Source organism: Sphingomonas sp. LT1P40, from assembly GCF_036663835.1.
Lineage (GTDB): Bacteria > Pseudomonadota > Alphaproteobacteria > Sphingomonadales > Sphingomonadaceae > Sphingomonas.
Window position 1 is genome coordinate 1,688,229 of sequence record NZ_JAXOJT010000001.1, and the last position, 25,713, is coordinate 1,713,941.

The 25,713-nt window shown below is 64.6% G+C and carries 23 protein-coding genes; 13 read left to right on the forward strand and 10 right to left on the reverse strand.

From position 1 onward, the window contains the following. Positions 1 to 29 precede the first annotated feature (29 nt). The 4 genes from U1702_RS08395 to U1702_RS08410 form a co-directional block, all read right to left on the reverse strand. Positions 30 to 2,984, reverse strand: coding sequence for a TonB-dependent receptor domain-containing protein (locus U1702_RS08395; protein WP_332723559.1), 2,955 nt, complete (start codon positions 2,982 to 2,984; stop codon positions 30 to 32). 585 nt (positions 2,985 to 3,569) lie between these two features. Next, positions 3,570 to 4,640, reverse strand: a complete 1,071-nt coding sequence (locus U1702_RS08400) for an acyl-CoA dehydrogenase family protein (protein WP_332723560.1) — start codon at positions 4,638 to 4,640, stop codon at positions 3,570 to 3,572. A 113-nt stretch (positions 4,641 to 4,753) separates the two neighbouring features. After that, entirely contained in the window at positions 4,754 to 5,965 is a 1,212-nt protein-coding gene (locus U1702_RS08405; protein ID WP_332723561.1) for an acyl-CoA dehydrogenase family protein, read from the reverse strand. Positions 5,966 to 6,046: 81 nt separating this feature from the next. Next, a complete protein-coding gene (locus U1702_RS08410) occupies positions 6,047 to 7,546 on the reverse strand; it encodes an MFS transporter (RefSeq protein ID WP_332723562.1) in 1,500 nt (499 codons plus the stop codon). Positions 7,547 to 7,671: 125 nt separating this feature from the next. Between U1702_RS08410 and U1702_RS08415 the strand changes: the two genes are divergently transcribed. The 3 genes from U1702_RS08415 to U1702_RS08425 are packed head-to-tail and all read left to right on the forward strand — an operon-like array spanning position 7,672 to position 10,206. Beyond that, positions 7,672 to 8,892: a TCR/Tet family MFS transporter gene (locus U1702_RS08415; protein WP_332723563.1), complete on the forward strand. Its 1,221-nt coding sequence runs from the start codon at positions 7,672 to 7,674 to the stop codon at positions 8,890 to 8,892. Positions 8,893 to 8,941: 49 nt separating this feature from the next. Next, positions 8,942 to 9,640, forward strand: a complete 699-nt coding sequence (locus tag U1702_RS08420) for a glutathione binding-like protein (RefSeq protein ID WP_332723564.1) — start codon at positions 8,942 to 8,944, stop codon at positions 9,638 to 9,640. A gap of 35 nt (positions 9,641 to 9,675) precedes the next feature. Continuing rightward, a complete protein-coding gene (locus tag U1702_RS08425) occupies positions 9,676 to 10,206 on the forward strand; it encodes an SgcJ/EcaC family oxidoreductase (RefSeq protein WP_332723565.1) in 531 nt (176 codons plus the stop codon). A 2-nt stretch (positions 10,207 to 10,208) separates the two neighbouring features. Here the strand turns inward: U1702_RS08425 and U1702_RS08430 are convergent, their stop codons facing one another. Genes U1702_RS08430 through U1702_RS08440 form a run of 3 tightly spaced genes read right to left on the reverse strand, consistent with a single transcriptional unit; the run spans position 10,209 to position 11,768 of the window. Beyond that, positions 10,209 to 10,361, reverse strand: a complete 153-nt coding sequence (locus U1702_RS08430) for a DUF2256 domain-containing protein (RefSeq protein WP_443026813.1) — start codon at positions 10,359 to 10,361, stop codon at positions 10,209 to 10,211. Position 10,362: 1 nt separating this feature from the next. Beyond that, positions 10,363 to 11,157, reverse strand: a complete 795-nt coding sequence (locus U1702_RS08435; protein ID WP_332723567.1) for an SDR family NAD(P)-dependent oxidoreductase — start codon at positions 11,155 to 11,157, stop codon at positions 10,363 to 10,365. Next, positions 11,154 to 11,768 (reverse strand): glutathione S-transferase family protein, encoded by a 615-nt coding sequence (locus tag U1702_RS08440; RefSeq protein ID WP_332723568.1) that lies wholly within the window; start codon positions 11,766 to 11,768, stop codon positions 11,154 to 11,156. The genes U1702_RS08435 and U1702_RS08440 overlap by 4 nt, the downstream gene beginning before the upstream one ends. 86 nt (positions 11,769 to 11,854) lie before the next feature. Between U1702_RS08440 and U1702_RS08445 the strand changes: the two genes are divergently transcribed. The 6 genes from U1702_RS08445 (at position 11,855) to U1702_RS08470 (ending at position 17,821) form a co-directional block, all read left to right on the forward strand. After that, positions 11,855 to 13,384, forward strand: coding sequence for a class I adenylate-forming enzyme family protein (locus U1702_RS08445; RefSeq protein ID WP_332723569.1), 1,530 nt, complete (start codon positions 11,855 to 11,857; stop codon positions 13,382 to 13,384). After that, complete coding sequence (locus tag U1702_RS08450; RefSeq protein WP_332723570.1) at positions 13,381 to 14,151, forward strand: thioesterase family protein; 771 nt, start codon at positions 13,381 to 13,383, stop codon at positions 14,149 to 14,151. The genes U1702_RS08445 and U1702_RS08450 overlap by 4 nt, the downstream gene beginning before the upstream one ends. A gap of 132 nt (positions 14,152 to 14,283) precedes the next feature. After that, positions 14,284 to 14,985 carry an EF-hand domain-containing protein gene (locus U1702_RS08455; RefSeq protein ID WP_332723571.1) on the forward strand — a complete coding sequence of 234 codons (702 nt, stop codon included), beginning with the start codon at positions 14,284 to 14,286 and terminating at the stop codon, positions 14,983 to 14,985. A gap of 83 nt (positions 14,986 to 15,068) precedes the next feature. Continuing rightward, the gene (locus U1702_RS08460) at positions 15,069 to 15,791 is read left to right on the forward strand and encodes a response regulator (protein ID WP_332723572.1); all 723 of its coding nucleotides are present in this window, start codon (positions 15,069 to 15,071) and stop codon (positions 15,789 to 15,791) included. Between the two features lie 10 nt (positions 15,792 to 15,801). Beyond that, positions 15,802 to 17,163: a sensor histidine kinase gene (locus tag U1702_RS08465; RefSeq protein ID WP_332723573.1), complete on the forward strand. Its 1,362-nt coding sequence runs from the start codon at positions 15,802 to 15,804 to the stop codon at positions 17,161 to 17,163. A 31-nt stretch (positions 17,164 to 17,194) separates the two neighbouring features. Then, positions 17,195 to 17,821, forward strand: a complete 627-nt coding sequence (locus tag U1702_RS08470) for a hypothetical protein (protein WP_332723574.1) — start codon at positions 17,195 to 17,197, stop codon at positions 17,819 to 17,821. A 16-nt stretch (positions 17,822 to 17,837) separates the two neighbouring features. Here the strand turns inward: U1702_RS08470 and ndk are convergent, their stop codons facing one another. Then, positions 17,838 to 18,260, reverse strand: a complete 423-nt coding sequence (gene ndk / locus U1702_RS08475; protein WP_332723575.1) for a nucleoside-diphosphate kinase — start codon at positions 18,258 to 18,260, stop codon at positions 17,838 to 17,840. A 100-nt stretch (positions 18,261 to 18,360) separates the two neighbouring features. On the opposite strand from ndk, the gene U1702_RS08480 reads away from it, so the two are divergent. Further along, positions 18,361 to 19,158 carry a hypothetical protein gene (locus tag U1702_RS08480; protein ID WP_332723576.1) on the forward strand — a complete coding sequence of 266 codons (798 nt, stop codon included), beginning with the start codon at positions 18,361 to 18,363 and terminating at the stop codon, positions 19,156 to 19,158. Then, positions 19,155 to 19,907 carry a hypothetical protein gene (locus U1702_RS08485; RefSeq protein WP_332723577.1) on the forward strand — a complete coding sequence of 251 codons (753 nt, stop codon included), beginning with the start codon at positions 19,155 to 19,157 and terminating at the stop codon, positions 19,905 to 19,907. Before U1702_RS08480 ends, U1702_RS08485 begins: the two co-directional genes overlap by 4 nt. A gap of 3 nt (positions 19,908 to 19,910) precedes the next feature. Here U1702_RS08485 and U1702_RS08490 read toward each other — a convergent pair whose 3' ends face one another. Beyond that, positions 19,911 to 20,351, reverse strand: coding sequence for a DNA polymerase III subunit chi (locus tag U1702_RS08490; protein ID WP_332723578.1), 441 nt, complete (start codon positions 20,349 to 20,351; stop codon positions 19,911 to 19,913). Positions 20,352 to 20,353: 2 nt separating this feature from the next. Beyond that, a complete protein-coding gene (locus tag U1702_RS08495) occupies positions 20,354 to 21,829 on the reverse strand; it encodes a leucyl aminopeptidase (RefSeq protein ID WP_332723579.1) in 1,476 nt (491 codons plus the stop codon). 196 nt (positions 21,830 to 22,025) lie between these two features. Here U1702_RS08495 and U1702_RS08500 point away from each other — a divergent pair, with 196 nt between their 5' ends. Then, the gene (locus U1702_RS08500; RefSeq protein ID WP_332724658.1) at positions 22,026 to 24,254 is read left to right on the forward strand and encodes an LPS-assembly protein LptD; all 2,229 of its coding nucleotides are present in this window, start codon (positions 22,026 to 22,028) and stop codon (positions 24,252 to 24,254) included. Positions 24,255 to 24,366: 112 nt separating this feature from the next. Next, on the forward strand, positions 24,367 to 25,713 hold the full coding sequence (locus U1702_RS08505) for a peptidylprolyl isomerase (RefSeq protein WP_332723580.1): 1,347 nt from the start codon (positions 24,367 to 24,369) through the stop codon (positions 25,711 to 25,713).

The following is a 25,713-nucleotide window of genomic DNA, read 5'->3' on the forward strand; positions in this document are numbered from 1 at the left end:
GCACGACGAAGCCTCATTGGACACCAACCTCAGAATTTGGCGGCGACGCCAATTTTGAAGTTGCGGCCCAGCGGATTGCCGACGAACGGCTCGTAGTTGTAATCCTCCCGCGCGAACGGCGGATCCTGATCGAAGATGTTATAGACGCTGCCCGACAGGGTGACGCTGTCGGTGATGGCGAACTGGATGGTGAAATCGGCGCTGGTATAGCTTTCGATGTTCGCGCCGCCGGTCACGCGCGCGCCGCCCAGTGCCGCGTTCGGGCCATAGATGCCCGCCGCCGTCGTATCGGCGCGCTGATCGTACAGCCCGTCGATATAGGTCACGGTCAGCCGCGCATCGACCGGACCGCTGCCCAGCTCCAGATAGCCCTGCCCCTTCCACTCCGGCACGGGATAGAGCGTGGTCTGGTAATTGAGCAGCCCGACCCCGTCATAGCCCGCCTGAACCAAGGTGCCCGCGACCGAGATATCGCCGATGCGGTTCTGAAGCGTATAGGTCACGCTGCCGCCGATGCCGAAACGCGCGGCCCCGCCGAACATCTCGTTGTTACGATAGCCGACCGAGGCGTCGATGCCCTCGTTGGTGATCGACGCGCCGTTCTGCAACTCGGTGCGCACGCGCGAGATTGCCGTGCGCGTCGTCGCCGCCGTGCAGGGTCCGGTCGAGAAGGTGAAGCGCGCGGCCAGTGCGGCGTTGGTGGCACAGGTGTTGCCTGCACCCGCCGGGAACAGCGTGTTGACCATTGCGATCAGCGGATCGGTGACGATCACATCCTTCAGGTCATAGCGGTAATAATCGAGGCTGGCGGTAAACCCACCGGCGTTCAACAGAATGCCGCCGCCATAGTTGGTCGACGATTCCGGGATCAGATTGGGATTGCCGACCACGTCGATCGGGCGGAACGCGGTGTCGATGATCTGCAACGCGACCACGCCGTTGGTCGATACGTTGGCCAGGGTCGGCGCGCGGAAGGTGGTGCCGTATCCGCCGCGCAGTGCCAGCCAGTCGGTCACCTGCCAGCGTGCGCGAATCTGCGGATCGAAGGTCGAACCGATATTGCCGCCATAATCTTCGTAGCGCGCCGCCAGCTGGACGTTCAGCGTGTCGAGGATCGGCAGCTGCATTTCGCCATAGATGGCATAGACGCTGCCCGACAAAGACGAGTTGCGGTTGGTGCCTAGGAAGCCCAGTGCGCCGGTCGCCGGACGACCGCCCGAGCACGCCGCCGCATTGGTGTTTCCGTTGAGCGGGGATTCGCGGCACGGATTCTGCGCCAGATTGTTGGCTGCGCCATAGGTCGTGTCGATCGATTCACTGCGATATTGGCCGCCAATGCCGAATTGCACCTCGCCGCCGGGCAGCGAAAAGCCGGTGCCGCCGCTGATCGATCCTTCGACCACCGTCAGTTCGGTATCGACCTGGGTGAACGACTTGACGAAGAACCAGTCGGTCAGCACGGACGAATTTGCCGGCCCGTTCCCCTGGCTGTTGGTCGCGCCGGTCGCCGCGTTACGTGTCACCGCATTGCCGAACGGGTTGAACCACATGCACCCGTTCGCACCCGGCGTGCTGCCGGTGCAATTCGGCCCGCCGAAACCGAGCAGCGCACGCTGCACGCGATCGCCATAGGAATCGGTACCGTCGATGTAGCGATAATAGTTATGATAGGTGAAATTGAGGTTGTAGTTCAAATTCGCGCTGATCTCGCCGCGCAGTTCGGCGGTCGCGCGGAAGGATTCGCTCTTGCGCATGCCGCGCGACGAGCCCGGCTCGGTCTCGTCGTTCAGCGTCCCCGGATTGCCGCCAAGCAGGAACGGGCGGAACAACAGGGTCGGGAACAGAACGCCCGCCCCCGCCGGCGTGCCCGCATTGGCCGCACGATAGGCGACCAGACCGGGATTCTCGCTCGGCGCGAAAAAGCCGCTGCCGAACAGGGCGGCGAACGGCGCATAGGGCGTCCCCGCCGCCGCCACCGCCGATGGCGATTGCGTCAACAGATAGGATGGCGAGGTCAGATAGTGCGGCACGGTGGTGCGGCCGTACAGCAACGTCGTCTGGAACGTCATCGACGGCGTGATGTCGATCTCGACATCGACGAACGCCTGTCCGCGCTTTTCCAGCTCGACCAGATTGTCATAGACCGAATATTGGTTGGAACAGCGGGCGTCCGCGCCGACGAACCCGCCCAGCGAGGCGCAGGATGCGTCACCGACCACGCCGGTCACCGGCGATCCCGCCGCGCTCAGGAACAGGAAGTTGGCGGGGTTGCCGCCGCCGGTCCAGCCGCCCTGCGGATTTTCGGCATAGGGCCGGATCGCCCAGTCGCGTTCCTTCGCCATCAGCTGACCGCGCTTCTGAAAGCCCGCGGCGAACAGCACACGCAGATTCTCGCCGACATGGCCATAGCTGAGCGACAGATCGACATCGCCATCCGAGCCGTCGATGAACTTGTAGCTGGCCGCACCCTGAAAGCCGCGCTGATTGGTGCGCGTGATGAAGTTGACCACGCCCGCAATCGCTTCGGAACCATAGGTCGCCGCCGCGCCGTCCTTCAGGATTTCGACGCGTCCCAGCGCCGCCGATGGCAGCATGTTGATATCGACCGAGGGGACGCCGTTACCCGACGTGGCCAGCCGTTTCGAGTTGAGCAGTACCAAAGTGCGCTGCGGGCTGAGGCCGCGCAGATTGACCGTGGCAATGCCCTCGGCACCCTGCGACCGGCTGTCGAACTGGTTGGAATCGCCCAGCGACGCGCTCGATGTCGGCAGCGCCTTGACCAGTTCCAGCGTCGACGGATTGCCCTGTTTCGACAGTTCCTCGGCACCGATCACGTCGACCGGCAGCGCCGCATCCTCGGGCGTGCCCGCGATGATCGAACCGGTAATGACGATTTCGCTCTCACCGTCCTGTGCATAAGCCGGCGAGGCCACCCCGATCGCCAGCGCCGAGAATCCGCACGCCACCAATAGCTGCTTCTTCATAGATCCCACTCCCGTTTGGCCGGAACACTCTATCGTTTCCATACCGCAAACTCGAATAGATCGATTCTCGGGCCATCGGTCAAGTCAACAAAACCGTTGCGAATTGCCACCTATCCTCACCTGAGGCATATATGTCACCGGGGGTTGCGGCCATATGGGGGTATGTTGAACGAAGGTTCGAAAATCTGATTTGACGACTCGTTGCCGACGGCGGTTTGTGGTGGCCCTCAAAAGAGGAAACCACGGGCGCGCCGTCAGAGCGGACAGGCCGCTAACGACCCGATGGAGGACTGCATTCCCTCTCCCGTCGGGAGAGGGTTGCGCAGACTAGGTTCGCGTTCTTCACGCGGCTCTAGTCGGAGCTGGGTGAGGGGATCACCCCATCGAGAGCGCGGGGTCCCCTCATCCAACCTCCGCTAGGCAGCAAGCTGCCAAGCTGCGGTATCCTTCTCCCTCTGGAGAAGGTTTGGCACGCTCGCATTCCACCAATATCCGCCGCTAATTGTGCTTCCGATTTTGCAGGGTTCATCGGTTGCAACAACCTCGCGGACAGATTTGCTAAAGCATGGGGCTAATTACTGGCCTTCAAAACCCGCCCAACCGCGCAAACCGGTCGCGGTGATACGCGGTATTCCCCCATTGCTGCTCCAATACGCGCATCCGTTTCAGGACGAACCCGGCGTCATATTCATCGGTCATACCGATGCCGCCGTGGAGCTGGATCAGTTCGCGGCTCATCAGATGGCCGACCTCATTGGCCTTGCCCTTGGCCAGCGATGCGGCCTGGCGCGTATCCGCTCCGCTGTCGATTGCCGCCAAGCCCACCTCGACGACCGACCGCATTACCTCGATCTCGCTGAACAGGTTCGCCATGCGGTGCTGGATCGCCTGGAACGTCGCCAGCACCTGTCCGAACTGCACGCGCTGTTTCAGATAGGCCAACGTCGTGTCGAATGACTGTCCGGCCATGCCCAACATTTCCGCTGAGGTCAGGATCGCGGCGCGGTCGAGCACCTTGTCCAGCAGCGCATCGCCGCCATCCGCCAGCCTGTCCGCCCCCGCGCCGTCGAACGCGACATCGGCATGGCTGCGGAAATCGACCAGATGGCGGCGCGTTACGGTGACGCCCGCCCCGGCCTCGACCAGATACAGGCCGTCGCTCGCGGCGACCACGAACAGCCCCGCACTGTCGCCCTCGGCCACGAACGCCTTGGCCCCGGACAGCGTGCCGCCCTCGACCTTCGCGGCGATCCCCGCCGGATCGTGGCGCGGCCCTTCGTCCACCGCCAGCGTCGCCACCAGTTCACCACTGGCGATACGCGGCAGATACTTCGCCTTCTGCGCGTCGCTCCCGCCCAGCAAAATCGCCGATGCGGCCGCCGCCGACACCGCCAGCGGGCTGGCCGTCATCGTCTTGGCCAGCTCCTCGATCACCAGCCCCAGGCTCAGCCAGCCGAAATCGCTGCCGCCATGCGCCTCGGGGATGATGATCCCGGTCCAGCCCATTTCGGCCATCGTCGAATATGCGCCCGCGTCGAACCCGGCGGCGGTGTCGGCATCGCGCACCTTGCGCCACGCGTTTACCGGACTCTCGTTCGTCGCCCAATCGCGCGCCATGTCGCGCAGCATCGTCTGTTCTTCGGTCAGAACGGCCATTGTAGATTCCCTCGTCGTCCTCCGCTCCCCCGTCATCCCAGCGAAAGCTGGGATCTCCTACCGCGAGGGAAACGCTCAGTGCCACCAGACCCCAGCTTTCGCTGGGGTGACGGCTATTGATGATCCAGCATCCGCAGTATCTGCTTGGCGATCACGTTGTTCTGGATCTCGGTCGATCCGCCGTAGATTGTCGTCGCCTTGCCGAACAGCCAGCCGCGCACGCCCTGCAACTCGGCGGCGGAGAAGCCTTCGCCCTCCCAGCCCAGCCCTTGCATCCCCTGAATCTCGATCATCAGCTCGGCGCGTTCCTGCCCCAGCTTGGTGCCGACCGTTTTCAGGATCGAGGAGACTTCGGACACCCCGCCGACCGCCTTCGATTCCGCCTGAACCCGCATCGCGGTCAACAGGAACGCGCGCCAGTCCATCTCGAACTTGGCGATCCGTGCTCGCAAATCCGGATCGGCGATGCGGCCCTCCGCATCCGAACCGACATATTTCTTGGCCATGTCCGACAACGACGGCCCACCCATGCGGAACGCAGACCCGCCGCCCGACAAATTGGTCCGCTCATGCTGGAGCAGCCTTTTGCCGATCGTCCAGCCCTGCCCCTCCGCGCCGACGCGGTTTTCCTTGGGCACCTTCACATCGGTGAAGAAGGTTTCGCAGAAGGGCGACATGCCGGAAATCATCTGGATCGGCTTCACCTCGACCCCGGGCGCATCCATGTCCATCAGCAGGAAGGTGATGCCGCCCTGTTTCTGGGTCTTGTCGGTGCGGACGAGGCAGAAGCATTTGTCGGCCCATTGGCCGCCCGACGTCCACGTCTTCTGGCCGTTGACGAGATAATGGTCGCCTTTGTCCTCGGCGAAGGTCTGAAGATTGGCGAGGTCGGATCCGGCATTGGGTTCCGAATAGCCTTGGCACCACCGGACTTCGGCCCTGGCGATCGCCGGGATATGCTCGCGTTTCTGTTCCTCGCTGCCATATTCCAGCAAGGTCGGGCCGAACATCATCACGCCCATGCCGCCGATCGGGTTCCATGCGCCGATACGGCCCATTTCTTCCTGCAATATCTTGGCCTCGGCACGGCTCAGCCCGCCGCCGCCATATTCGCGCGGCCAGGTCGGGACGCCCCAGCCCTTGTCGCCCATCGCGCGCCGCCACGCATCCTGTTCGGGGGACAGCTCGCCCGGCCCCTCGACCGCGGACATCGCATTGTCCTTGCCCTTCAGCGATGCGGGGAAGTTCTGCGCCAGCCATTCGCGCACTTCGGCGCGAAATGCGTCGATGCCGGTTGCCGCCACGGGTTCAGCCACGGTTGCCATTTTCTCTCCTTACCGGAGCGATTGCGCCGCTCCGTCCATATTTTGAATGTGCGGTATGGCGGGCGTCGCGTCAATCCGGATTCAGCGGCCGGGGCCGCCCAGCGCCGCATTGTCCATTTCGCGCGCCTTCGCCTCCGCTTCGCGCGCCCGCAAGGCGGCGACATTTTCCTCATGCTTCGCCTGGGTGATCGGATAGAAAATCAGGAACAGCGCGCCGAGCGTCCACAGCCCGATCGACATCGGGATATAGTGGAAGGCTAGGCTCTGGATCATCGCGTCGGTCACCTGGCCCGGTGCAGGCTTGTCGGGAAAATCGGACCAGACCAACAGCTTGCCCGCGAGGAAGATGCCGACCGCAGTGGAGCATTGCTGCATGAAGCTGGCGGCGGCGAAGAACGTCCCCGCCTCGTGCCGCCCGGTCTTTAGCGCGCTATCCTCGACCACATCCGCCAGCATCGAAGATGTGTTGATGAGGCTGATTGCGACCATCGCGCCATAGACCGCACCGATCACGAACAGCGTGGGCACCAGCCGGGGATCGCCCGGCACGAAGAACAGGTCATTCGCCGCCAGGAACAGCGGCGAAAGGCCGATTGCGACGCCCAGCACCGCGAAGATCATCGAGCTGGTTCGCTTGCCCACCCAGCGCGACATCACCGGGGCGAGCGGCGCGGCGAGCGTGGCGGCGACCAGGCTGTCGATCGTCAGGATCGCCATTTGCGCGGCGTTGACCTTGAACAGATAGGTCAGAAAAAACAGCTGCGTCGCGCTGTAAAGGCCGATGGCGGAGTATTTGAGCACGCCGAAGCCGAAGATCGACAGGAAGGCGCGGTTCTTCAGTGCCCCGCCCATCTCACGCAGATGCGTCATCAGCGGCATCGGTTCGCTGCGCACCACCGCCTGACGCAGATACGGGATGCGGTTGTGCGTGCCGAGCCCGCAGAGCAGGATTGCTACGACGATGGTCAGCGCACCGGCGATGGCGAACCCGGAATAGCCCGCCGGATTGAGCTGGCCGCGCGGATAGGCGGCGGTCGCGGCGAAGAAGGTCAGCAGGCAGATCGTCGTGAAACCGTATGTCCCGGCATAGCCGAACCACCAGCGCAGCCCGAACAGCTTGGTGCGCTCACCATAATCCTCGGTCATTTCCGGGGTCATCGCCGATGTGTTGATCTCGAACGCGCTAATGCACACGCGCGTCATCGCGGCGGTGGCGAAGATCCACAGGCCGGTCTGGAGGTCGCTCATTCCGCTGGGCGGAAACCATGCCAGCAAGAAGAAGAAGCCGGTCGGGATCGCCGAGCCATAAATGAACGGATGCCGCCGTCCCCAGCGGCTGCGCGTATTGTCCGACCAGCGCCCGATCAGCGGATCGGCAACCGCGTCGATAATCAGCGTGCAGGCGACGGCGGTAGCGACGATGGAGGCGGAAATGCCGATGATCTGGCTATAAAAGAATAGCAGATAGCTGGTGAAGGCGGCGTTCTTGACCCCGTTGGCGATGGCTCCGGCACCATAAGTGACGCGCGTTCCGAACGTGATCGGCGGAATTTCAGCCGCACCATCCGCCACCGTCGCCATCCACATCCTCCGCCGCTGATTTTTGGAAGATGCGGTATGGATGACGACAGGTCAAGCATCCGGTTGATATTCGTGCCCAACTGGAACATGCCGTCAGCGAAGTTCGGAATCGCCGGGGGGCAGGCATGACATTCGCACACCGCGCAGTTCCCATAGCGTTAGCTGCGGTTCTGATCGACTCGATCGGTTTCGGCATCGTGCTGCCCGTCCTTCCGACCCTCATTGTCGAGCTGACCGGACAGAGTGTGGCGGAGGCGACGCGTACCGGCGGATGGCTGTTGATCGTGTTCGCGCTCGCGCATTTCTTTGCCGGGCCGATCCTGGGCAATCTGGGCGACCGTTATGGCCGCCGCCCGGTGCTGCTTGCGGCGATGCTCATCTTTGCGATCGACTACGCGCTGATGGCGTTCGCGCCGACGATCGCGTGGCTGTTTGCCGGAAGGCTGATCGCGGGGATTGCGGGGGCGGTCTATGGTCCCGCCAATGCGGTGCTGGCGGACGTCACCCCGCCCGAGAAACGTGGTGCGACATTCGGGCTGATGGGCGCGGCGTTCGGGATCGGCTTTATCATTGGCCCGGCGATCGGCGGGCTGCTGGCGGATTTCGGGCCGCGCACGCCGTTCATGGTCGCAGCGGCGCTGGCGGCGGGCAATGCGTTCTGGATTTCGATCTGGTTGCCGGAGACACTGGCATCGGAGAATCGCCGCAAATTCGAGTGGCGCCGCGCCAATCCGCTGGGTGCGTTCAAGCCGTTGCTGGGACTGAAGGGGGCAATGCCGCTGCTGGTCGTCATGTTCATCTGGCAGCTGGCGCATCAGGTCTATCCCGCGACCTGGGCCTTCTACGCCGAACTTGCGCATGGCTGGGATAGCAAGGCGATCGGCTGGTCGCTCGCGGCATCGGGCGCCGCCATGGCGCTGTCACAGATTTTCCTGACCGGGCGCGCGATTGCCGCCTTGGGGGAGACGCGGACCGTACTGATCGGCCTGATCGTCGGGACGCTGGTCTATTTCGGCTATGCGTTCGCCACAGAGGGGTGGCAGGTGTACGCGTTGCTGACGATCGGGGCACTTCAGGCGCTCGCCTATCCGTCGATCAATGCGCTGCTTAGCCGGATGGTCGATGCGTCGAACCAGGGGGCATTGCAGGGCGGCATGGCAAGTCTTGCCAGCATCGCCGCGATTCTGGGGCCGCTCAGCCTGACGCAGACGCTCGCCACGGGCGCGGAACGCGGGTTTCCGGGTGCGGCGTTCCTGCTGGCGTCGGCGCTGACAAGCGTCGCGGTGGTGATCGTTGTGGTGTTCTTGCTGCGGCATCGCACCGACCTGCCGGACCCGGTTGCGTGAGCGACGCGCAACCCCATCTGTCGGCTGTAAACCGATGGAGACACCTGCGATGATCGACCTGTTCTACTGGCCCACCCCGAACGGCCACAAGATCACGCTGTTTCTGGAAGAGGCCGGCACCCCCTATGCGATCCACCCCGTCAACATCGGGCAGGGCGACCAGTTCAAGCCCGATTTCCTGAAGATCGGCCCCAACAACCGCATGCCCGCGATTGTCGACACCGCCCCCGCCGATGGCGGCGAGCCGGTCAGCGTGTTCGAGAGCGGCGCGATCCTGATCTACCTCGCGCTGAAGGAGGGCAAATTCTATGGCGACAGCCCGCGTGAACGCACCGACATATTGCAATGGCTGATGTGGCAGATGGGGGGCTTGGGGCCGATGGCCGGGCAGAACCATCATTTTAACCGCTATGCGCCCGAGCCGATTCCCTATGCGCAGAAGCGCTATATCGACGAGACCAACCGGCTGTACGGCGTGCTCGACCGGCAACTGGCGGGCAGGCCGTTCGTCGCGGGGGAGCATTACTCGATTGCCGACATGGCGATCTATCCGTGGATCGTGCCGTACGAGGCACAGAGCCAGAATCTGGACGATTTCCCGCATGTGAAGCGCTGGTTCGAGGCGGTCGGTGCGCGCCCGGCGACAGTGCGGGCCTATGCCAAGGGCGAGGAAATCCGGCCCAGCAATGTGACGATGACGGATGAGCAGAAGAAGATACTGTTCGGACAAACGGCGAAGCGCGATTAGGGCACAAGCCAGCGGGCACCACGGAGGAACGCGCAATGCGCAGGCGGAACATGCTGGGAATGACCGGGATCGTATCGGCAACCCTGCTGACAGGTGCCGCCCCGGCGACGGTGCCGCGCCGCGATTTGACCGCGCGAGTGCGACAGGTGGTCGATCTGTATGGAGCCGCATGGAACGCCGGTGACATGGCCGCGATGGCCGCACTCTACACACCCGATGTCCACTGGGTGAATATCGTCGGCATGCACTGGCAGGGCCGTGAGGAAGTCGATTACGCCCACCGCGCATTGTTCGAGAACACCTTCAAAGGCGTCACCCAGACGATGGAGGAAATCGAGTCGGTAACGCCGATGCCGGGCGGCGGGGCAATCGCGGTGGTGCGCTGGGCCGTTGCGGAATATCGCACCCCGTCCGGTCAGGTTAGTCCGGCCAGCCGGACCCGGATGTCGCTGACGCTGTTGCCCAAGGGCGATCGATTGCTGATCGCGCATGGTGCGAATATCCAGATTGTCGAGGGCGCGCAGCGATCGGACCCGGTTCGACAACGGCGCGAACGCAAGAAGTAGCGTTACGCAACCGGGGTTGCCGCGCCCTGTGATCGGCAGCGGTCGGAGCAATATTTCACACTGTCCCAGTCACGCGCCCATTTCTTGCGCCAGGCAAACGGGCGGGCGCAGGCGACGCAGATCTTGGTCGGCAGGGTGAGCTTCTTGTGCGCCACCTCACCCCTTCCCCGGCCTTCTCGACAGCCCCACATCCAGATGCGCCCCCGCATCCAGCAACAGCGTCTCGCCGGTAATTACCCGGCTGGCGGGATCGAGTAGGTTGACGACCGGCCCGGCGATATCCTCAGCATGCGGGGCCATCGCCATCGGGGTCTGGCTGGCGATGAACGCCTCGAACTTTTCGAATGCTTCCTGTGGCATGCGCTCGCTGAACCAGCCGGTGCCGACATAGCCGGGGGCGACGGCGTTGACGCGGATCGCCGGGGCCAGCACGCGGGCGAGGCTTTTGGTCATCGTAATCAGCGCGCCCTTTGACGCGGCATAGGCGACCGACGATCCGTTGCCGAACACGCCCGCGACCGATGCGATGCTGACGACCGCGCTCGCTGGGCCTTCGCGCATCGCGGGCGCGCAGGCGCGGATCATCTGAAACGGGGCTATGGTGTTGAGGCGGTAGATGTCGATGAAATCATCGGCGTTCAACGCGTCCATATCCTCATGATTGGCGAACTTGGTCTTGCCCGAATTATTGACCAGCAGGTCGATCCGCCCGAACGCATCGAGCGCGGCGGCGGCCAGTGCGCTGCACTGCGCGTCGTCAGCGATATCAGCCTGAACCGCGATTGATCCATTGCCGACCTCCGCCGCCAATGCCTCGGCGGCATCGCGGCTGCTGGCATAGTTGATGACGCAACGCACCCCGCGCGACCCCAGTTTCCGCACGACCGCGGCGCCGATCCCGGTGCCGCCGCCGGTGACGATCGCCGTCATTCCGTCCATCGCGTCGCTCATGCGGCGCTGCTCGGGCGGGCGGTGACACGGCGGTGCCAGTCGTTCAGGCGCGCCAGCTCCTCGGGCACGCTCAGCCCGATGAAGGTGCCGAAATCGATCGTGGTCAGCAGCAGGATATCGGCCATCGTATAATGCTCGCCCACAATGAACGGCGTCTCGCCCAGCGCAGTGTCGCACATCGTCAGCGCGCGCTCCACCAGAACGCGGTTGCTCTCGCCGAAATCCTTATATTGATGCGGCATCACGCGCGCGGTGAAGGGATGGGTATGGACCCAGATCATGCCGGTCGGCACCATCAGCCGCAACTCGATCCGCCGGTTCCACATTTCGACGCGGGCGACGTCGATCGGGTCCCGTCCGAACATCGGCGGTTCGGGGTGCAGCGCTTCCAGATAGCGGCAGATCGCAACGCTCTCGGTCAGCACCGTGCCGCAGTCCAGCTTCAGCGACGGCGTCTGGCCAAGCGGGTTGATTGCGCGATACGCCTCGCTCTTGTGCTCGCCCTTCAGGATCGACACGTCCTCGCGCGGCAGGTCGACCCCCTTCTCCGCGGCGAAGATGCGCACGCGGCGCGGATTGGGGGCTGGCATGGTCGAATCGTAGAAGATCATCGGCCTCTCCTGATCGTTTTTAGAAGATCGCGTATGGCAGCGCGCGGCGGTTTCGCCTAGCAGTTCATCCGAATCGAGGAGAGAGGATGCCCACCGCGCGCGAAATGCTGGCCGAGCCGTTCGGCACGTTGCCTGACCTGATCGCTGCCCATGCGCGCGAGCGGGGCGACAAGATCGCGCTGATTCATGGCGATAGTGCCCTGACCTATGCGGCGCTGAATATGCGGATGGACCGGATTGCCGCCGCGCTGCAACGCGCGGGGACGGTGCAACGACAGGCGGTGGCAATCGTCGGGGGCATGTCGGTTGATTACGCGGCGGTGTTTCTGGGCGCGATCCGTGCCGGGGCAGTCCCTGCGCCGATCGCGCCATCATCGACCGGCGATCAGATGGCAGCGATGATCGCGGATTGCGGCGCGAATGTCGTGTTTCTGGATGCCGACGCCGCCGCGACGCTGGGCGACCGGGTGGTGACGGCGCAGCGGGTGATGCTGGACAGCAGCGGGCTCGACGCCTTTCTGGAGGATGCAGGCACGCCGACGCCGGTTACGATCCAACCCGACGACCCGTTCAATATCATCTATTCCAGCGGCACCACCGGCACGCCCAAGGGCATCGTCCAGCCGCACGCGATGCGCTGGGCGCATATCGCGCGCAATGAAGCCGCCGGGTTTGGCGATGCGGTGACGATGGTGGCGACACCGCTTTACTCCAATACGACATTGGTCAGCTTCATTCCGACGCTGGCCTGGGGTGGCACGGCGGTTCTGCTCGGCAAGTTCGATGCGCGCGGTTTCCTCGAAGCCGCCGCGAAGCACCGCGCGACTCATGCGATGCTGGTGCCGGTGCAGTATCAACGGATCATGGGCGTGCCGGATTTCAATCGGTTCGACCTGTCGAGCTTTCGCCTGAAGACCTGTACCAGCGCGCCATTTTCCGCCGCGCTGAAGGCCGATATCGTCGCGCGCTGGCCCGGCTTGCTGGTGGAATATTATGGGATGACCGAGGGCGGCGGCACCTGTCTGCTTGTCGCCAACCACTATCCGGACAAGCTGCATACGGTGGGCATGCCGGTCCCCGGCCACGACATTCGCCTGATCGACGATGACGGGCGCGAAGTGGCTCAGGGCGAGATGGGCGAGGTGGTCGGCCGCAGTCCGGCGATGATGAGCGGCTATCACGGGCGCCAGCAGGCGAGCAGCGACGCCGAATGGTTCGATGCCGAGGGCAATCGTTACATTCGCCATGGCGATGTCGGGCGGTTCGACGCGGATGGGTTTCTGACACTGCTGGACCGAAAGAAGGACCTGATAATCTCGGGCGGGTTCAACATCTATCCCAGCGACCTGGAGGCCGAACTGGCGCAGCACCCGGGCGTGCGCGATTGCGCGGTGATCGGCGTGCCTTCGGAGCAATGGGGCGAAACGCCGGTGGCCTTCTATGTTCCCGCCGACAGCATTGCGGCGGACGAGATTCTGGGCGCGGTCAACGCCACGTTGGGGCGGACACAGCGATTGACCGCGTTGCTCCCGATCGACGAATTGCCGCGCAGCGCGATCGGCAAGGTGCTGAAACGCGAACTGCGCGATTTGTACACGGAGGCCGTAGCGGCATGACCTCACTTCCTGATCTGCTGGCCCAGGCACAGCGCACAGAGACTGGGTTCACGACCGAGATTCCGGCGAACTGGTTGCAAGGGCGCACCGCTTATGGCGGGCTTTCGGCCGCACTGGCGCTGGCGGCGGCGAAGCAGATCGAGCCGGATCTGCCCCCGCTGCGGTCGGCGCAGGTGGCGTTTATCGGCCCGCTGGCGGGGGCGGTGACAGTGACCGCGACCAAGCTGCGGCGCGGGCGGAATGCCGCGTTCATTCAGGCGGATATTGTGTCGGAGGCGGGCCTCGGCCTGCGCACGACGTTCGTGTTCATGAACGCGCTGGAATCGGCGATCGACCATGATGCGACCGCAGCCGCACAGCATGCGCCGCCGCCGACGGACGCCGAACTTTACACCGGCCCGAAGGAATTCTTCACCGGCAATTTCAACTTCTTCGATCTGAAGGACGATGCCCGCCCGACCGAATGGCTGCGCTGGGGGCGGTTGATTGAGCGCGAGGGGCTGGACCCGGAGGTCGAGATGATGGTGATGGGCGACGCGCTGCCGCCCGCCGCATTCCGGCTGTTCCAGAAAATGACGCCGCTGTCGTCGCTGACCTGGATCATAAACATCCTCACCCCCGCCGCGACGACGCGTGACGGGTGGTGGCTGCTCAACGCCGCGACCGATAGCGCGCGGAACGGCTATTCGAGCCAGTCGATGCGAATGTGGAACGCGGACGGCACGCTGGTCGCCGACGGAATGCAGGGCGTCGCGATTTTTGGTTGAGGGCGGCGCCGGCCCGCTTTTTGATACAATTTGCGACACTTTTTCGGTCGGCTGACACAGGGTTGCGACAGGCAACGGTCAGAAGGGCACCACAGCAGCGGCGCTCTTGGCCGCAGCAACGGGAGCCCGCACATGAAAAATCTTCTCACTGCCACCGCGATCGGCGCGATGCTGACCGCCGGCGTCGCCATCGCCATGCAGACCGCCCCCGCCACGCCAGCGAAGCAGCCGGTCAGCAAAGCGACGATGCTCGCCCGTGCCGACGCGCGCTTCGACGCGATGGACACTAACAAGGACGGCCAGCTGAGCGTCGACGAGCGCAAGGCCGGTATGGAAAAGGCACGCGCCGCGATGGCGGAGCGCAAAGGCGGCGAAATGTCTGACTTCATGCCCGGTCGTCGCGGCGGCGGCGGTATGGGCGAACGCATGATGGGCCGCGCCGACACCAATGGCGACGGCATGATTAGCAAGGCCGAGAACCGCGCGACGGTCGAGGCGCGTTTTGCCCGGATGGACGCCGACAAGGACGGCTCAATCGAAGCCGGCGAAGGCCGCAAGGCTATCGGCAAAAAAAGCTGGGGCAAGCGCGGCGAAGGTCGTGAGGGCAAGCGCGGCATGCGCGCCGGCCGTGGCCCCGGTGGTGGCGGCATGATGATGGCCGATGCCGACAAGGATGGCGTCATCACCCGCGCCGAGTTCGACGCCCAGTCGGCGCAGCGCTTCGCCAAGCTCGACGCCAACGCCGACGGTCGCCTGACCGCCGAAGAACTTCGCGCGGGTCGCCCGCAGCGCGGACCCACGCCGTCACCGGCCCCTGCCCCCCAGGGCGAGTGACGGTCATGTCGGGCGGGTTTTACGACCTCCTCCGTGCCCGCCCGGCACTTCCCGCACGCGATGAATCTGCTACGCCCATGGAGATGACCGGAGAAACCCCGCATTTGCTGCTCGTCGACGACGAGCGTTCGATCCGCGAACCGCTGGCGCAATATCTGACCAAGCAGGGTTTTCGCGTGACGCAAGTCGGCGATGCCGAAGCGGCGCGCGCCCGGATTCAGGCCTATGCCATCGACCTGATCGTGCTCGACATCATGATGCCGGGCGAGGACGGGTTGAGTCTCTGCCGCCATATCCGCGCGACCAGCGAAACCCCCGTCATCCTGCTCACCGCGCGTAGCGAAGAGACCGACCGGATCGTCGGGCTGGAAATGGGCGCCGACGATTATGTCGTGAAGCCATTTTCTCCCCGCGAACTGGCCGCCCGGATCAAGGTCGTGCTGCGCCGGATGCAGGCAGGCGGCACGCGGCAGCATGCACCGGAAAGCGGCAGCTATGCCTTTTCGGGCTGGGTTCTGAAGACCGGCGAGCGTGCGCTGGTGGACCGGGAAGGCGTGTCGGTGCCGCTCTCCACTGGTGAATACAGCCTTCTCCTTGCGCTGGTGATGCGCCCGCGCGCCGTGCTGACGCGCGACCAGCTGCTGGATTTGACTCAGGGCCGTGAAGCCGCAGCGTTCGACCGTGCGATCGACAATCAGGTCAGCCGGTTGCGCAAGAAGATCGAGCCGGATGCCAAGAACCCCACTCTCATCAAGACGGTGTGGGGCGGCGGCTATACGCTGGCGAGCGACGTGACCCGCCTGTGAGCATGTGGCTGTGAGGCGCTTTGCCCCCAAGAGCCTGACCGGCCAGATCGCGCTGCTTGTGGCGCTGGCGCTGTTCGTGGCGCAGGCGATCAATTTCGGGCTGTTGCTGCGCGAGCGGCGGTCGGTGCGCTATGGCGAGATCACCGCGCCCGCGATCACCCGCGTCGTCGATGCGGCCGAGCGGCTGCGCGATGGGCGCTTTCGCGATCCCGAGGGGCGCGAGCGTCCGCGCGGACGACTGCGGCTGGAAGCGGCAAATCCGATCGAGGCGGGCCTGAAACCGAATGTCGAAGTGGAGGATGGCATCCGCGCCGCGATGCGCGAGGCCAACCTGCCGGTCGGGCGCATCGTCACCGGCATCCGGCCGATCTCCGCCACCGATGGCCGGTTCGCGCGGATGAACGCGCTGAAGGCCGAACGGATGAAGCGGCTGGGGGGCGAATTGCTGGTCGCGGTGGAGATACCGGGAAGGGGCTGGCTGTCGCTCACCTCGGGCTGGCCACGCAATGACGGATCGCTGATCTGGCGACTGATCGCACAGACACTAATCCTGTATGCGGTGGTGCTGATCCCGGTGCTGTGGGTGGGTCATCGCGTCGCCCGCCCGCTACGAAAACTGGCGGTGGCGGCGCGCGAGTTCAATCCAGGCGGAGCGAACGAGCCGGTCGAGGAACGCGGCCCCGGCGACGTCCGCGCGGTGATCGCCGCCTACAACACGCTGAGCCAGCGCGTGACCGCGATGCTGGACGAGAAGGACCAGATGCTCGGCGCGATCGGGCACGATCTGCGCACCCCGCTGGCCGCGCTTCGCGTGCGGATCGAATCGGTCGAGGACGACGAGGATCGCGCGCGCATGGCGGACACGATCGACGAGATGAACAGCACGCTCGACGACATTTTGTCGCTAGCCCGGCTGGGCCGCCCGAGCGAGGCACCGACCGAGACCGACGTATCGGCGTTGATCGACGCAGTGGTCGATGATTTCCGCGATCTGGGCCATGCCGTGGACTATGAGGACGGCCATCGCATCATCATGCGCATCCGCCCGTCGCTGATGCGGCGCGCGGTGCGCAATCTGATCGAGAATGCGGTGAAATATGGCGGCGGCGTCGCCGAGGTGCGGCTGTTGCCGTGCACGGACGGCGTGCAGATCGAAGTCGCCGATCGCGGCCCCGGCATCCCGCCCGAACAGATCGCGGCGGTGTTCGACCCCTTCACCCGACTCGATCCGTCGCGTAATCGCACCACGGGCGGTGTCGGCCTGGGTCTCACGCTGGCCCGCGCAATCGTGCGCGAGGCGGGCGGCGACATATCGCTGGCGAACCGCGATGGCGGCGGGCTGGCCGCGACGATCACGCTGCCGAAGCGGTGACAGGGCGACGGCAGCGCGCTAAGTTCACGCGATGAGCGAATTACCCTTGGAAACACCGGAAGATCAGGCGGAAGCGGCGGAAAAGCGGGCAACCCGTCGCCGCTGGCTGACGATTGGCGAACTGGTCGCCGTGGCTGGGCTGGTGATTGCAGGCCTGACATGGTGGAACAATTATCAGGACCGCCGTGACGCCGCCGCAGACAAGGAAACGGCGCGGCTGGCCGAAAAAGCGGAAGCAACGGCGGCGCGCCACCGTGTGACGCTGGTCACCACGGGTGCGGACTCCGACGGGATTGAGTTCAAAGCACAGGCCGGCTGCGCGCTTCAAACCAGCGACATCGCTTTTCCCAGCGCGCTCGGCGTCGAGCCTAAGAATACCGTCATCACGCACCGCATCGAAGCGGAGTGGATCGCGAAAACAATGCTGAAGCTGACCGATGGCGGCGCGGACGCACGAGAAGGTCGTCTACCCGTTTTGATCGATGCGATGTGCACCGATGAGAATGGCAACCGCGAGGAAACGGCGATCTATGACTTGTTGTGGCGCACCGAGGCTGGCGGATTGATCGGCGGCAGGTCGTTCAAGTTGCGCGGGCTTGTCCGGCGGCAATCGGGCGGCGACCAGCGCCGCCTCGATGCCATGTGGAAGGGGGTTTGATCCCCCTTCCAGCTTATTAGCCGACAATCTCTTCAGGCTTGAAGAAATAGGCGATCTCGATCGCGGCATTCTCGTCGCTGTCCGAACCATGGACCGAATTGGCCTCGATCGACTCGGCGATTTCCTTGCGGATCGTGCCGGGCTCGGCGTTCGCCGGGTTGGTCGCGCCCATGATGTCGCGGTTGCGCTGCATGGCGTTCTCGCCTTCCAGCACCTGAACCACGACCGGGCCGGAGATCATGAACTCGACCAGTTCGCCAAAGAACGGGCGTTCCTTGTGGACGGCATAAAAGCCCTCGGCCTGTTCGCGGCTCATGTGGATACGCTTGGACGCGACGATGCGCAGACCTGCGTCCTCCAGCATCTTGGTGACCGCGCCGGTCAGGTTGCGGCGGGTTGCATCGGGCTTGATGATCGAAAACGTGCGGGTCGCGGCCATGGCCTACGGCTCCTGTATTTGGTGTTGCGGGAAAGTCGCGGCCCTTTAGTCTGCGCGCCGGGGCGATGCAAGCGGGGGACTTGTGACGATAGCGGGACGGATGGCGGCACTGGGCGCGCGGGTGCGCGGCGGCGAGCGGCGGCAGAAATTCGTGCGCGAGGTGGGCAGCGTCGTGCTGGGCGTGCTGATCGCACTGGGCCTGGGCGCGATCGCCACCGAAATCGGCTGGTGGGTCGAAGTTCGCGGCGCGCGGCATGCGATGGCGGGCGAACTGGGCGAGCTGATCGGTCAGGGCGAGGAGCGCGTGACGATCGACGACTGTGTCGAGCGCCGGCTGGACGAACTGGCCGGGATCGTGCGCAATGCGGAAAAAGCGGGTCGGCTGCCTCCCATTGGCATGATCGGGTCGCCGCCCCATCGCACCTGGCCGATGGGCGTGTGGCAAAGCACGTTGACCGCGCAGACGGCCGCGCATCTTGATCGCGAACTGCTCGACAATTATTCGACTGCCTACGACTTTGCCGCGCGGATAAGCACGATGCAGGAGCGGGAATTGTTGATCTGGACCAGCCTCTACGCACTGTCGGGGCCGGGCCGAACCTTCACTCCCGAAGAGGCGCGCGAGCTGCGCCAGACGATTTCGGAGGCACGCTTCGCCAACCGCCTCATCGGAATGAGTGGCGTCCGCATGAAACAGGTCACGATCCATTACGGACTGGGCTATGACAGGGATGAGGCGGCCCTTTACGGTGCGTCCCCGGCGTCGGATTTCAGCATCTGCAAACCGATAAAGCCCGAAATTCCGGCGGATTACGGCGCCGCGCCGCTGATGAATGCGACGCAGAGCGTTCTCAACGATCCGCTCACGCGCTATTTAGGCAGGGCTAAGCGCAAATGAACGGCACGAGCCCCGCACGACGGATCTGGGCCCTGTCGGAACGCCGCCGCAAGTTTGCCCGCGAAGTCGGCAGCGTCGTGCTCGGCGTGCTGATCGCGCTGGCGGCGGCTGAGGCGGTGGAATGGCTGCGCTGGCAATGGCGTGTCCAACGCAGCTTTGAAGCGGTCAAAGAGGAACTGGCGCAAAGCCGGTCTTATCTGCTGGAGCGACGCAGTTATCAGCCCTGCCTTGAACGGCGCATCGCGGCGATCGGCGCGATCTTGGCGGACGCGCGCCAAACCGGGCGATTGCCCGCGATCGAAAATGTTGGACGACCGGGTATGCGGCCCATCGTGCGCACCGCTTTCGATGTCGCGACTGGCGAAGGCGTATTGCTCCATACGAGCCGCCAAACCGCCGCCGCCTATAGCGACGTCTACGTTCTGGCCATCGACGCCTACCAGGAACAGATTGCAGCAGAGCAGGAGGCATGGATGGTCCTTGGCCTGCTGAATCAAGACGGAGGCCCCGTGTCGGACGACCTGCTGGCGACATTGCTGGAGGCATGGGCGCGTGCCAGGGAACGCGGCGATTGGACCGGCCTCATCGCGCAACAGGGGTCCGACGCGATCGGCGAACTCGGTGTCGGCTATTGGACTGTTAATGGCAGCCTTGCCGAAGCGATAACGGAAGTAGAGGAACTTAATCGCAAGCGTGAAGTGTGCAAACCCATGCTGGTGGATGGCAAACCGTTCCGGCCAGCGAGATAAGTTTTACGCCGCCTGCCCCCAGCGGCCATTCTCGTCCTGCTTGAAATAGCGCCGGTCAAGGCCGTCGCGGTCGGCCAATGCTTTCCACGCCGTCCGCGCCTCGACGATGCGGTCGGCGTCGAAGAAGTGGAAGGCGCGGTCGAAGGTCAATGCCTCTTCCCGCCAAATGCCGTCGATCAGCGCGACGAAGCGTGCGCCGTTGGCCGCTTCCACCGCCTCGCCGATCAGCACCGGCTGGATCGCGTCGTCACCCGTCCCCGCCTGAGCGTGCGGCAGGAAGCTTTCGGCCTGCCACGTCCACATCGAATGATCGATCCGCGCGCGCTGCGTCGCGTCGCCCGACACGACCAGCAGCCGCCCGCCGCTCTCCACCACTTTCACCGCGATGCCGGGCAAGGCGCGCTCGACCGGGGTTATGGTGAGGTGGTAGAAATCGACCTGCAAGCTCAGCCCTCGAAATTGTCGCGGACGAAGCGGTCGAGCAGGCGCACGCCGAAGCCGGTCGCGCCCTTGTCGAACGTGCTGCCGGGCTTGTCTGCCCACACCATGCCCGCGATGTCGAGATGCGCCCAGCGCACGCCCGGGTCGATGAAGCGCTGAAGAAACTGTGCCGCCGTGATCGAACCCGCACCGCGCGGCCCGGCATTCTTGACGTCGGCGATTGGGCTGTCGATCAGCTTGTTATAGGCGTCGCCCAGCGGGAAGCGCCACAACGGGTCGCCGGTGGCGCGGCCCGCCGCAAGCAGTTCTTCGGCGAGGCCATCGTCATTGGCGAACAGGCCACCATGCTCGCTGCCCAGCGCAATAATCATCGCGCCGGTCAGCGTGGCGAGATCGACGATGGTCTTTGCCTTGAAGGTCTGCTGCGTCCAGGTCAGCGCGTCACACAACACCAGCCGCCCCTCAGCATCGGTGTTGATGATCTCGATCGTCTGGCCCGACATCGAGGTCACGACGTCGCCCGGACGCTGCGCATTGCCGTCAGGCATGTTTTCGACCAGCCCGCACACCCCGACGACGTTCGCCTTCGCCTTGCGCGTCGCCAGCGCCTTCATCGCGCCCGCGACTGCGCCCGCGCCGCCCATGTCCCACTTCATGTCTTCCATGCCGGCCGCCGGCTTGATCGAGATGCCGCCGGTGTCGAACGTCACCCCCTTGCCGACGAACGCCACATCCACATCCCCGGCACCCTTGCCATTCCAGCGCATTGCCAGGATGCGGCCTTCCTTGACCGAGCCCTGTGCCACGCCGAGCAGCGCGCCCATGCCGAGTGCTTCCATCTGGGCCCGGTCGAGCACGGTGATCTCGACACCCAGCTCGGCCAGATGCTGGCAGCGTTCGACGAAGCTTTCGGGATAGATCACGTTTGGTGGCTCGGACACGAGCGTGCGGGTCAGTTCGAGACCGCCGGTCACCGCCAGCGCCTCGGCCCAAGCCGCTTCGCTGCCTTCCGGCACGTTCACCAGCACGATTTCGTCGAGCGTCGGCTTCTGCTTCTCGCTCAATTTGGTGCGGTAGAGATCGAAGCGCCAGCCGCGCTGCACCGTCGCCGCCGCGAACCGCGCCACGGCACGGGGCGAAGGCGCACCGCCGAGGCTGGCGAAATCTACAGCGATCGAGGTGACGCCCGTGGTCAGGAACCGTGCGGTCAGCGCGCCACCCGCGCGCTCGTAATCCGTCTCGCCACCCGCGCCGACGCCGAGCAGCAGCACGCGGTTCGCACCATCCGCACCGGGGACGAAAATCTCCGCGATCGATCCCGCTTCACCCTCGAACCGCCCGGCCTTCGCCGCGCCGCGTGCCAGCGCGAGCGTCGCGTCGTCCAGGGTGCCGGCCGGCATGCGGTCCAGCCCGTCCTTTTCGACCGGCAGCGCGATGACGGTGGCGTCGGCGGGACGGGCGGCGGCGAATGTTACGTGCATGAAACTTCCTGTGGTCGTTTGGGGGCTGATTCCGGCCTCTCTAGGCCAGTGTAGGACGAACGGCAAAGGCGAGCGATTGCGAAGCCAGACGCGGGGTGCAATAGGGCGAAAGCCGCCCGGTCGCGCGGTCCAAGATTTTCGGCGTGTATAAGGGGTTGGTACGAACGTGACGCGCAAGGCTCTGCTGCTCGCCGGGATGCTGCCGTTCGCGCTGTGCCTCGCGCCCGCTGCTGCCGCGACCGGTTCGCAGGATCTGCAGGATCGCCCGGTCGAGGCACCGCCGCCGTCCGAAACGCCGCTGCCCGACGACCCCGACCAGATTCAATTCTCCGCCGATGGCGCAGAATATGATTCGACCGGCGACGTCGTCACGGTCAACGGCGATGTGCGCATGTTCCGCGACGGCAACCGGCTGCGCGCGGACAAGGTGCTGTGGAACCGCAAGACCGGTCAGGTGATGGCGACCGGCAATATCGCGGTGACCAATCCCGAAGGCGACACCGCCTATGGCGACAGTATCGAACTGACCGATTCGCTGAAGGACGGCGTAATCCAGAACATGCTGGTCGTGCTGGAGCAGGGCGGGCGGCTGGCCGCGGAGAAGGGCACGCGCAGCGAGGACGGTATCATCCGCGTCGATCGCGCCGCCTATACGCCGTGCGTCGTGGTCGATGCGAGCAACTGCCCCAAGGAGCCGTCGTGGAAGATCACGGCGGTGCGCGTCGTGTACGATCCGGCGAAGAAGCGCATCCGCTACACCGGCGCGCGGGTATCGTTGTTCGGCTTTGCCACGCTGCCGTTGCCGGTGTTCAGCCATGCGATCGGCAGCGACAATGCCAGCGGTCTGCTTGCCCCGGCGCTGCGTTACGACGCGGTCAACGGGTTCGAGGTTGCCCTGCCCTATTTCTTCAGCCTCGCCCCCAACCGCGACCTGACGGTCACGCCGCATATCTTCTCCGGTGCGCTGCCGATGCTTCAGGCGGATTATCGGCATTTGCTGGCAAAGGGGGCGTTCCGCGTCACCGGCTATGGCACGTACAGCCGCCGTAGCGACGATTTCGTCTCGCCCACCCCTGGCGTATCGAGCGAGACCGCATTTCGCGGCTATATCGACGCCGCCGGACGCTATCAGTTCGACCCCAACTGGAGCGCCAGCGCGTCGATCCGGCTGGCCAGCGACCGCACCTTCCTGCGCCGCTACGACATTTCCAGCGACGACCGGCTGCGCAACAATGTCCGGATCGAGCGGATCGATCAGGATTCCTATTTCTCGATCAACGCATGGGCAGTCCAAACCTTGCGCCCGACCGAGAGCCAGGGGTTGCAGCCGATCGCCTTTCCCGAGATCGATTACCGGCGGCGCTTCGGGCAGAATCTGGTCGCGGGCGGCCGGTTCGAGCTTCAAGTCAACAGTCTGGCGATCGGTCGCGCGAGCGGGCAGGACACGCAGCGCGCGTTTGCCTCGCTGCGCTACGATGTCCGGCGGCTGACATCGTGGGGACAGGAGATCACGCTCACCGCTTATGGTCGCGGCGACCTGTACAATACGAACGATACGCTGGCGACCACCGTAGCCAGCTATCGCGGGCTGGAGGGGTTTCAGGCGCGCGCCATCGGCGCGCTCGCGCTCGACATCAAATGGCCGCTGATCGGCGAGGCGTTCGGCGGGACTCAGCGGATCACGCCGCGTTTCCAGATCGTCGCCGCGCCGCGGGTCGAGAATATCGATGTGCCGAACGAAGATGCGCGCTCGGTCGATCTGGAGGATTCAAACCTCTTCGCGCTCAACCGCTTTCCCGGTTACGACCGGTTCGAGGATTCGACGCGGTTCACCTTCGGCATAGACTACGCGCTGTATTTGCCCGGTTTCTCGATCGAGGCGAATGTCGGGCAGAGCTATCGCCTGAACTCGCGTCCCTCGCTCCTGCCCAACGGCACCGGGTTGGACGGGCGGCTGTCCGACGTCGTCGGGCGCACCGTTGTGCGTTACGGCGATTTCGTGAGCTTCACGCACCGCTATCGCGTGGACAAGGATAATTTCGCAATTCGCCGCAACGAGATCGATGCGACGGTCGGGTCGCGCAAGACCTATGCGATGGTCGGCTATCTGCGGCTGAACCGGAATATCGGTTTCGCGCTGGAGGATTTGCAGGACCGCGAAGAGGCGCGCGTCGGCGGGCGGGTTCAGGTCGCGCGCTTCTGGTCCGTGTTCGGATCGACGGTGATCGATCTGACCGATCAGGAAGAGGATCCGGCCTCGCTCGCCGACGGCTTCGATCCGATCCGCCACCGGCTGGGCGTGGAATATGAGGATGATTGCCTGCGGCTGGGCCTGACCTGGCGGCGCGATTATCAGACGACGGGCGATGCGCGGCGCGGTAACAGCTTTCTGTTGACGCTGGCGCTGAAGAATCTCGGTCGCTAGCTTGCTCGGGGCTGGCACCGCAACAAAACAGACAGTAAGCCCCAGTTCAGGCACAATTGGCGATTAGACGCCGCGATATTCCTTGAGAAAAGTGGTTCAGGTACAGGTGAAGATGACTTTGAAGGTCGCTAGTTTCTGCCGCGCGGCAGTTTTGATTCTCGGTATCGCAGCAAGCGCGACCCTCGCCGCCCAGACGGTGGGCGACAGCGAGGTTCCGTCCACCGCGAACCTGAACCTGCCGCAAAATCTCCAGATTTTCGGCAAGGTCGATCCCAATGTCCGCAAGCCCACGGCGATCGTGAACGGCTATGTCGTCACGCGCACCGATGTGGAGCACCGGTTCCGCCTGTTCATCGCGCTCAACCAGCTGCGTCTGACCGAGCCGGAGCAGGACCAGTTGCGCCTGCAGGTGCTGCGCCTGTTGACCGACGAATCGATCCAGATTCAGGAAGCCAAGGCAAACGAGATCACGATTCCGTCGGACCAGATCGATCGCAGCTTTGCCTCGATTTCCGGTCGATACCAACGCACGCCCGACCAGATGCGCCTGTGGTTGCGCGAAGTCGGCTCGTCCGAACGCTCGTTCAAGCGCCAGATTGAGGGCGAGCTGGCGTGGCAGCGCCTGATCGCGCGCAAGATCACGCCGTTCACCAATGTCAGCGACGAAGAGGTCAAGGGAATCATCGACCGCCTCGAAGCGTCGAAGGGGACCGAGGAGTTCCACCTGCGCGAAATCTATCTGTCGGCGACGCCGGAGCGGTCGGGCGAAGTGTTCGCGTCGATGCAGCAGATGATCCAGCAGATGCAGCAGGGTCGCCCGTTCGAATATTTCGCGCGTTTCTCCGAAGCGACGACGCGCGCGCAGGGCGGCGATCTAGGCTGGGTACGCGCGCCGATGCTGCCGGGTCCGCTCGCCACCGCCACCCAGCAGATGCAGGTCGGCCAGGTCGCCGGTCCGATCGAAGTACCGGGCGGCTTCTCGATCCTGTATCTGGTCGACAAGCGCCAGATTCTGACCGCCGATCCGCGCGACGCCAAGCTTAGCCTGCGTCAGCTGACGGTAAAATTCCCGGCGGGAACAACCCAGGCACAGGCACAGGGCAAGGCGGCGGAATTCGCCAAGGTCCTGCAATCGACCGCCGGTTGTGGCGCGGTCGGCGAAGCGGCCAAGACACTGGGTGCCGAAGTCGTCGACAACGACGCGGTGCGTGCCCGCGATCTGCCTCCGCAGCTTCAGGAGATCGTCCTGAAGCTTCAAATCGGTCAAGCAACGCCGCCGTTCGGATCGCCGCAGGAAGGCGTTCGCTCGCTCGTCCTGTGTGGTCGTGACGACGCGCAGACAGCCAACCTGCCATCCGCCGAAGATGTTCGCGGTGGGGTCGAGGAACAGCGCACCAATCTTCGCGCCCAGCGGCTGTTGCGCGACCTGCGCCGCGACGCGATCGTCGAGTATCGGTGA

Excerpts from the sequence above, each read along its gene's own strand:
- U1702_RS08450 (WP_332723570.1), top strand. The coding sequence starts at position 13,381 with ATGACCTCACTTCCTGATCTGCTGGCCCAGGCACAGCGCACAGAGACT.
- U1702_RS08455 (WP_332723571.1), top strand. The coding sequence starts at position 14,284 with ATGAAAAATCTTCTCACTGCCACCGCGATCGGCGCGATGCTGACCGCC.
- U1702_RS08420 (WP_332723564.1), top strand. The coding sequence starts at position 8,942 with ATGATCGACCTGTTCTACTGGCCCACCCCGAACGGCCACAAGATCACG.
- U1702_RS08480 (WP_332723576.1), top strand. The coding sequence starts at position 18,361 with ATGGCGGCACTGGGCGCGCGGGTGCGCGGCGGCGAGCGGCGGCAGAAA.
- U1702_RS08495 (WP_332723579.1), bottom strand. The coding sequence starts at position 21,829 with ATGCACGTAACATTCGCCGCCGCCCGTCCCGCCGACGCCACCGTCATC.
- U1702_RS08500 (WP_332724658.1), top strand. The coding sequence starts at position 22,026 with ATGCTGCCGTTCGCGCTGTGCCTCGCGCCCGCTGCTGCCGCGACCGGT.
- U1702_RS08425 (WP_332723565.1), top strand. The coding sequence starts at position 9,676 with ATGCGCAGGCGGAACATGCTGGGAATGACCGGGATCGTATCGGCAACC.
- U1702_RS08435 (WP_332723567.1), bottom strand. The coding sequence starts at position 11,157 with ATGAGCGACGCGATGGACGGAATGACGGCGATCGTCACCGGCGGCGGC.
- U1702_RS08410 (WP_332723562.1), bottom strand. The coding sequence starts at position 7,546 with ATGGCGACGGTGGCGGATGGTGCGGCTGAAATTCCGCCGATCACGTTC.
- U1702_RS08445 (WP_332723569.1), top strand. The coding sequence starts at position 11,855 with ATGCCCACCGCGCGCGAAATGCTGGCCGAGCCGTTCGGCACGTTGCCT.
- U1702_RS08440 (WP_332723568.1), bottom strand. The coding sequence starts at position 11,768 with ATGATCTTCTACGATTCGACCATGCCAGCCCCCAATCCGCGCCGCGTG.
- U1702_RS08415 (WP_332723563.1), top strand. The coding sequence starts at position 7,672 with ATGACATTCGCACACCGCGCAGTTCCCATAGCGTTAGCTGCGGTTCTG.
- U1702_RS08460 (WP_332723572.1), top strand. The coding sequence starts at position 15,069 with ATGACCGGAGAAACCCCGCATTTGCTGCTCGTCGACGACGAGCGTTCG.
- ndk (WP_332723575.1), bottom strand. The coding sequence starts at position 18,260 with ATGGCCGCGACCCGCACGTTTTCGATCATCAAGCCCGATGCAACCCGC.
- U1702_RS08395 (WP_332723559.1), bottom strand. The coding sequence starts at position 2,984 with ATGAAGAAGCAGCTATTGGTGGCGTGCGGATTCTCGGCGCTGGCGATC.
- U1702_RS08405 (WP_332723561.1), bottom strand. The coding sequence starts at position 5,965 with ATGGCAACCGTGGCTGAACCCGTGGCGGCAACCGGCATCGACGCATTT.
- U1702_RS08470 (WP_332723574.1), top strand. The coding sequence starts at position 17,195 with ATGAGCGAATTACCCTTGGAAACACCGGAAGATCAGGCGGAAGCGGCG.
- U1702_RS08400 (WP_332723560.1), bottom strand. The coding sequence starts at position 4,640 with ATGGCCGTTCTGACCGAAGAACAGACGATGCTGCGCGACATGGCGCGC.
- U1702_RS08505 (WP_332723580.1), top strand. The coding sequence starts at position 24,367 with ATGACTTTGAAGGTCGCTAGTTTCTGCCGCGCGGCAGTTTTGATTCTC.
- U1702_RS08485 (WP_332723577.1), top strand. The coding sequence starts at position 19,155 with ATGAACGGCACGAGCCCCGCACGACGGATCTGGGCCCTGTCGGAACGC.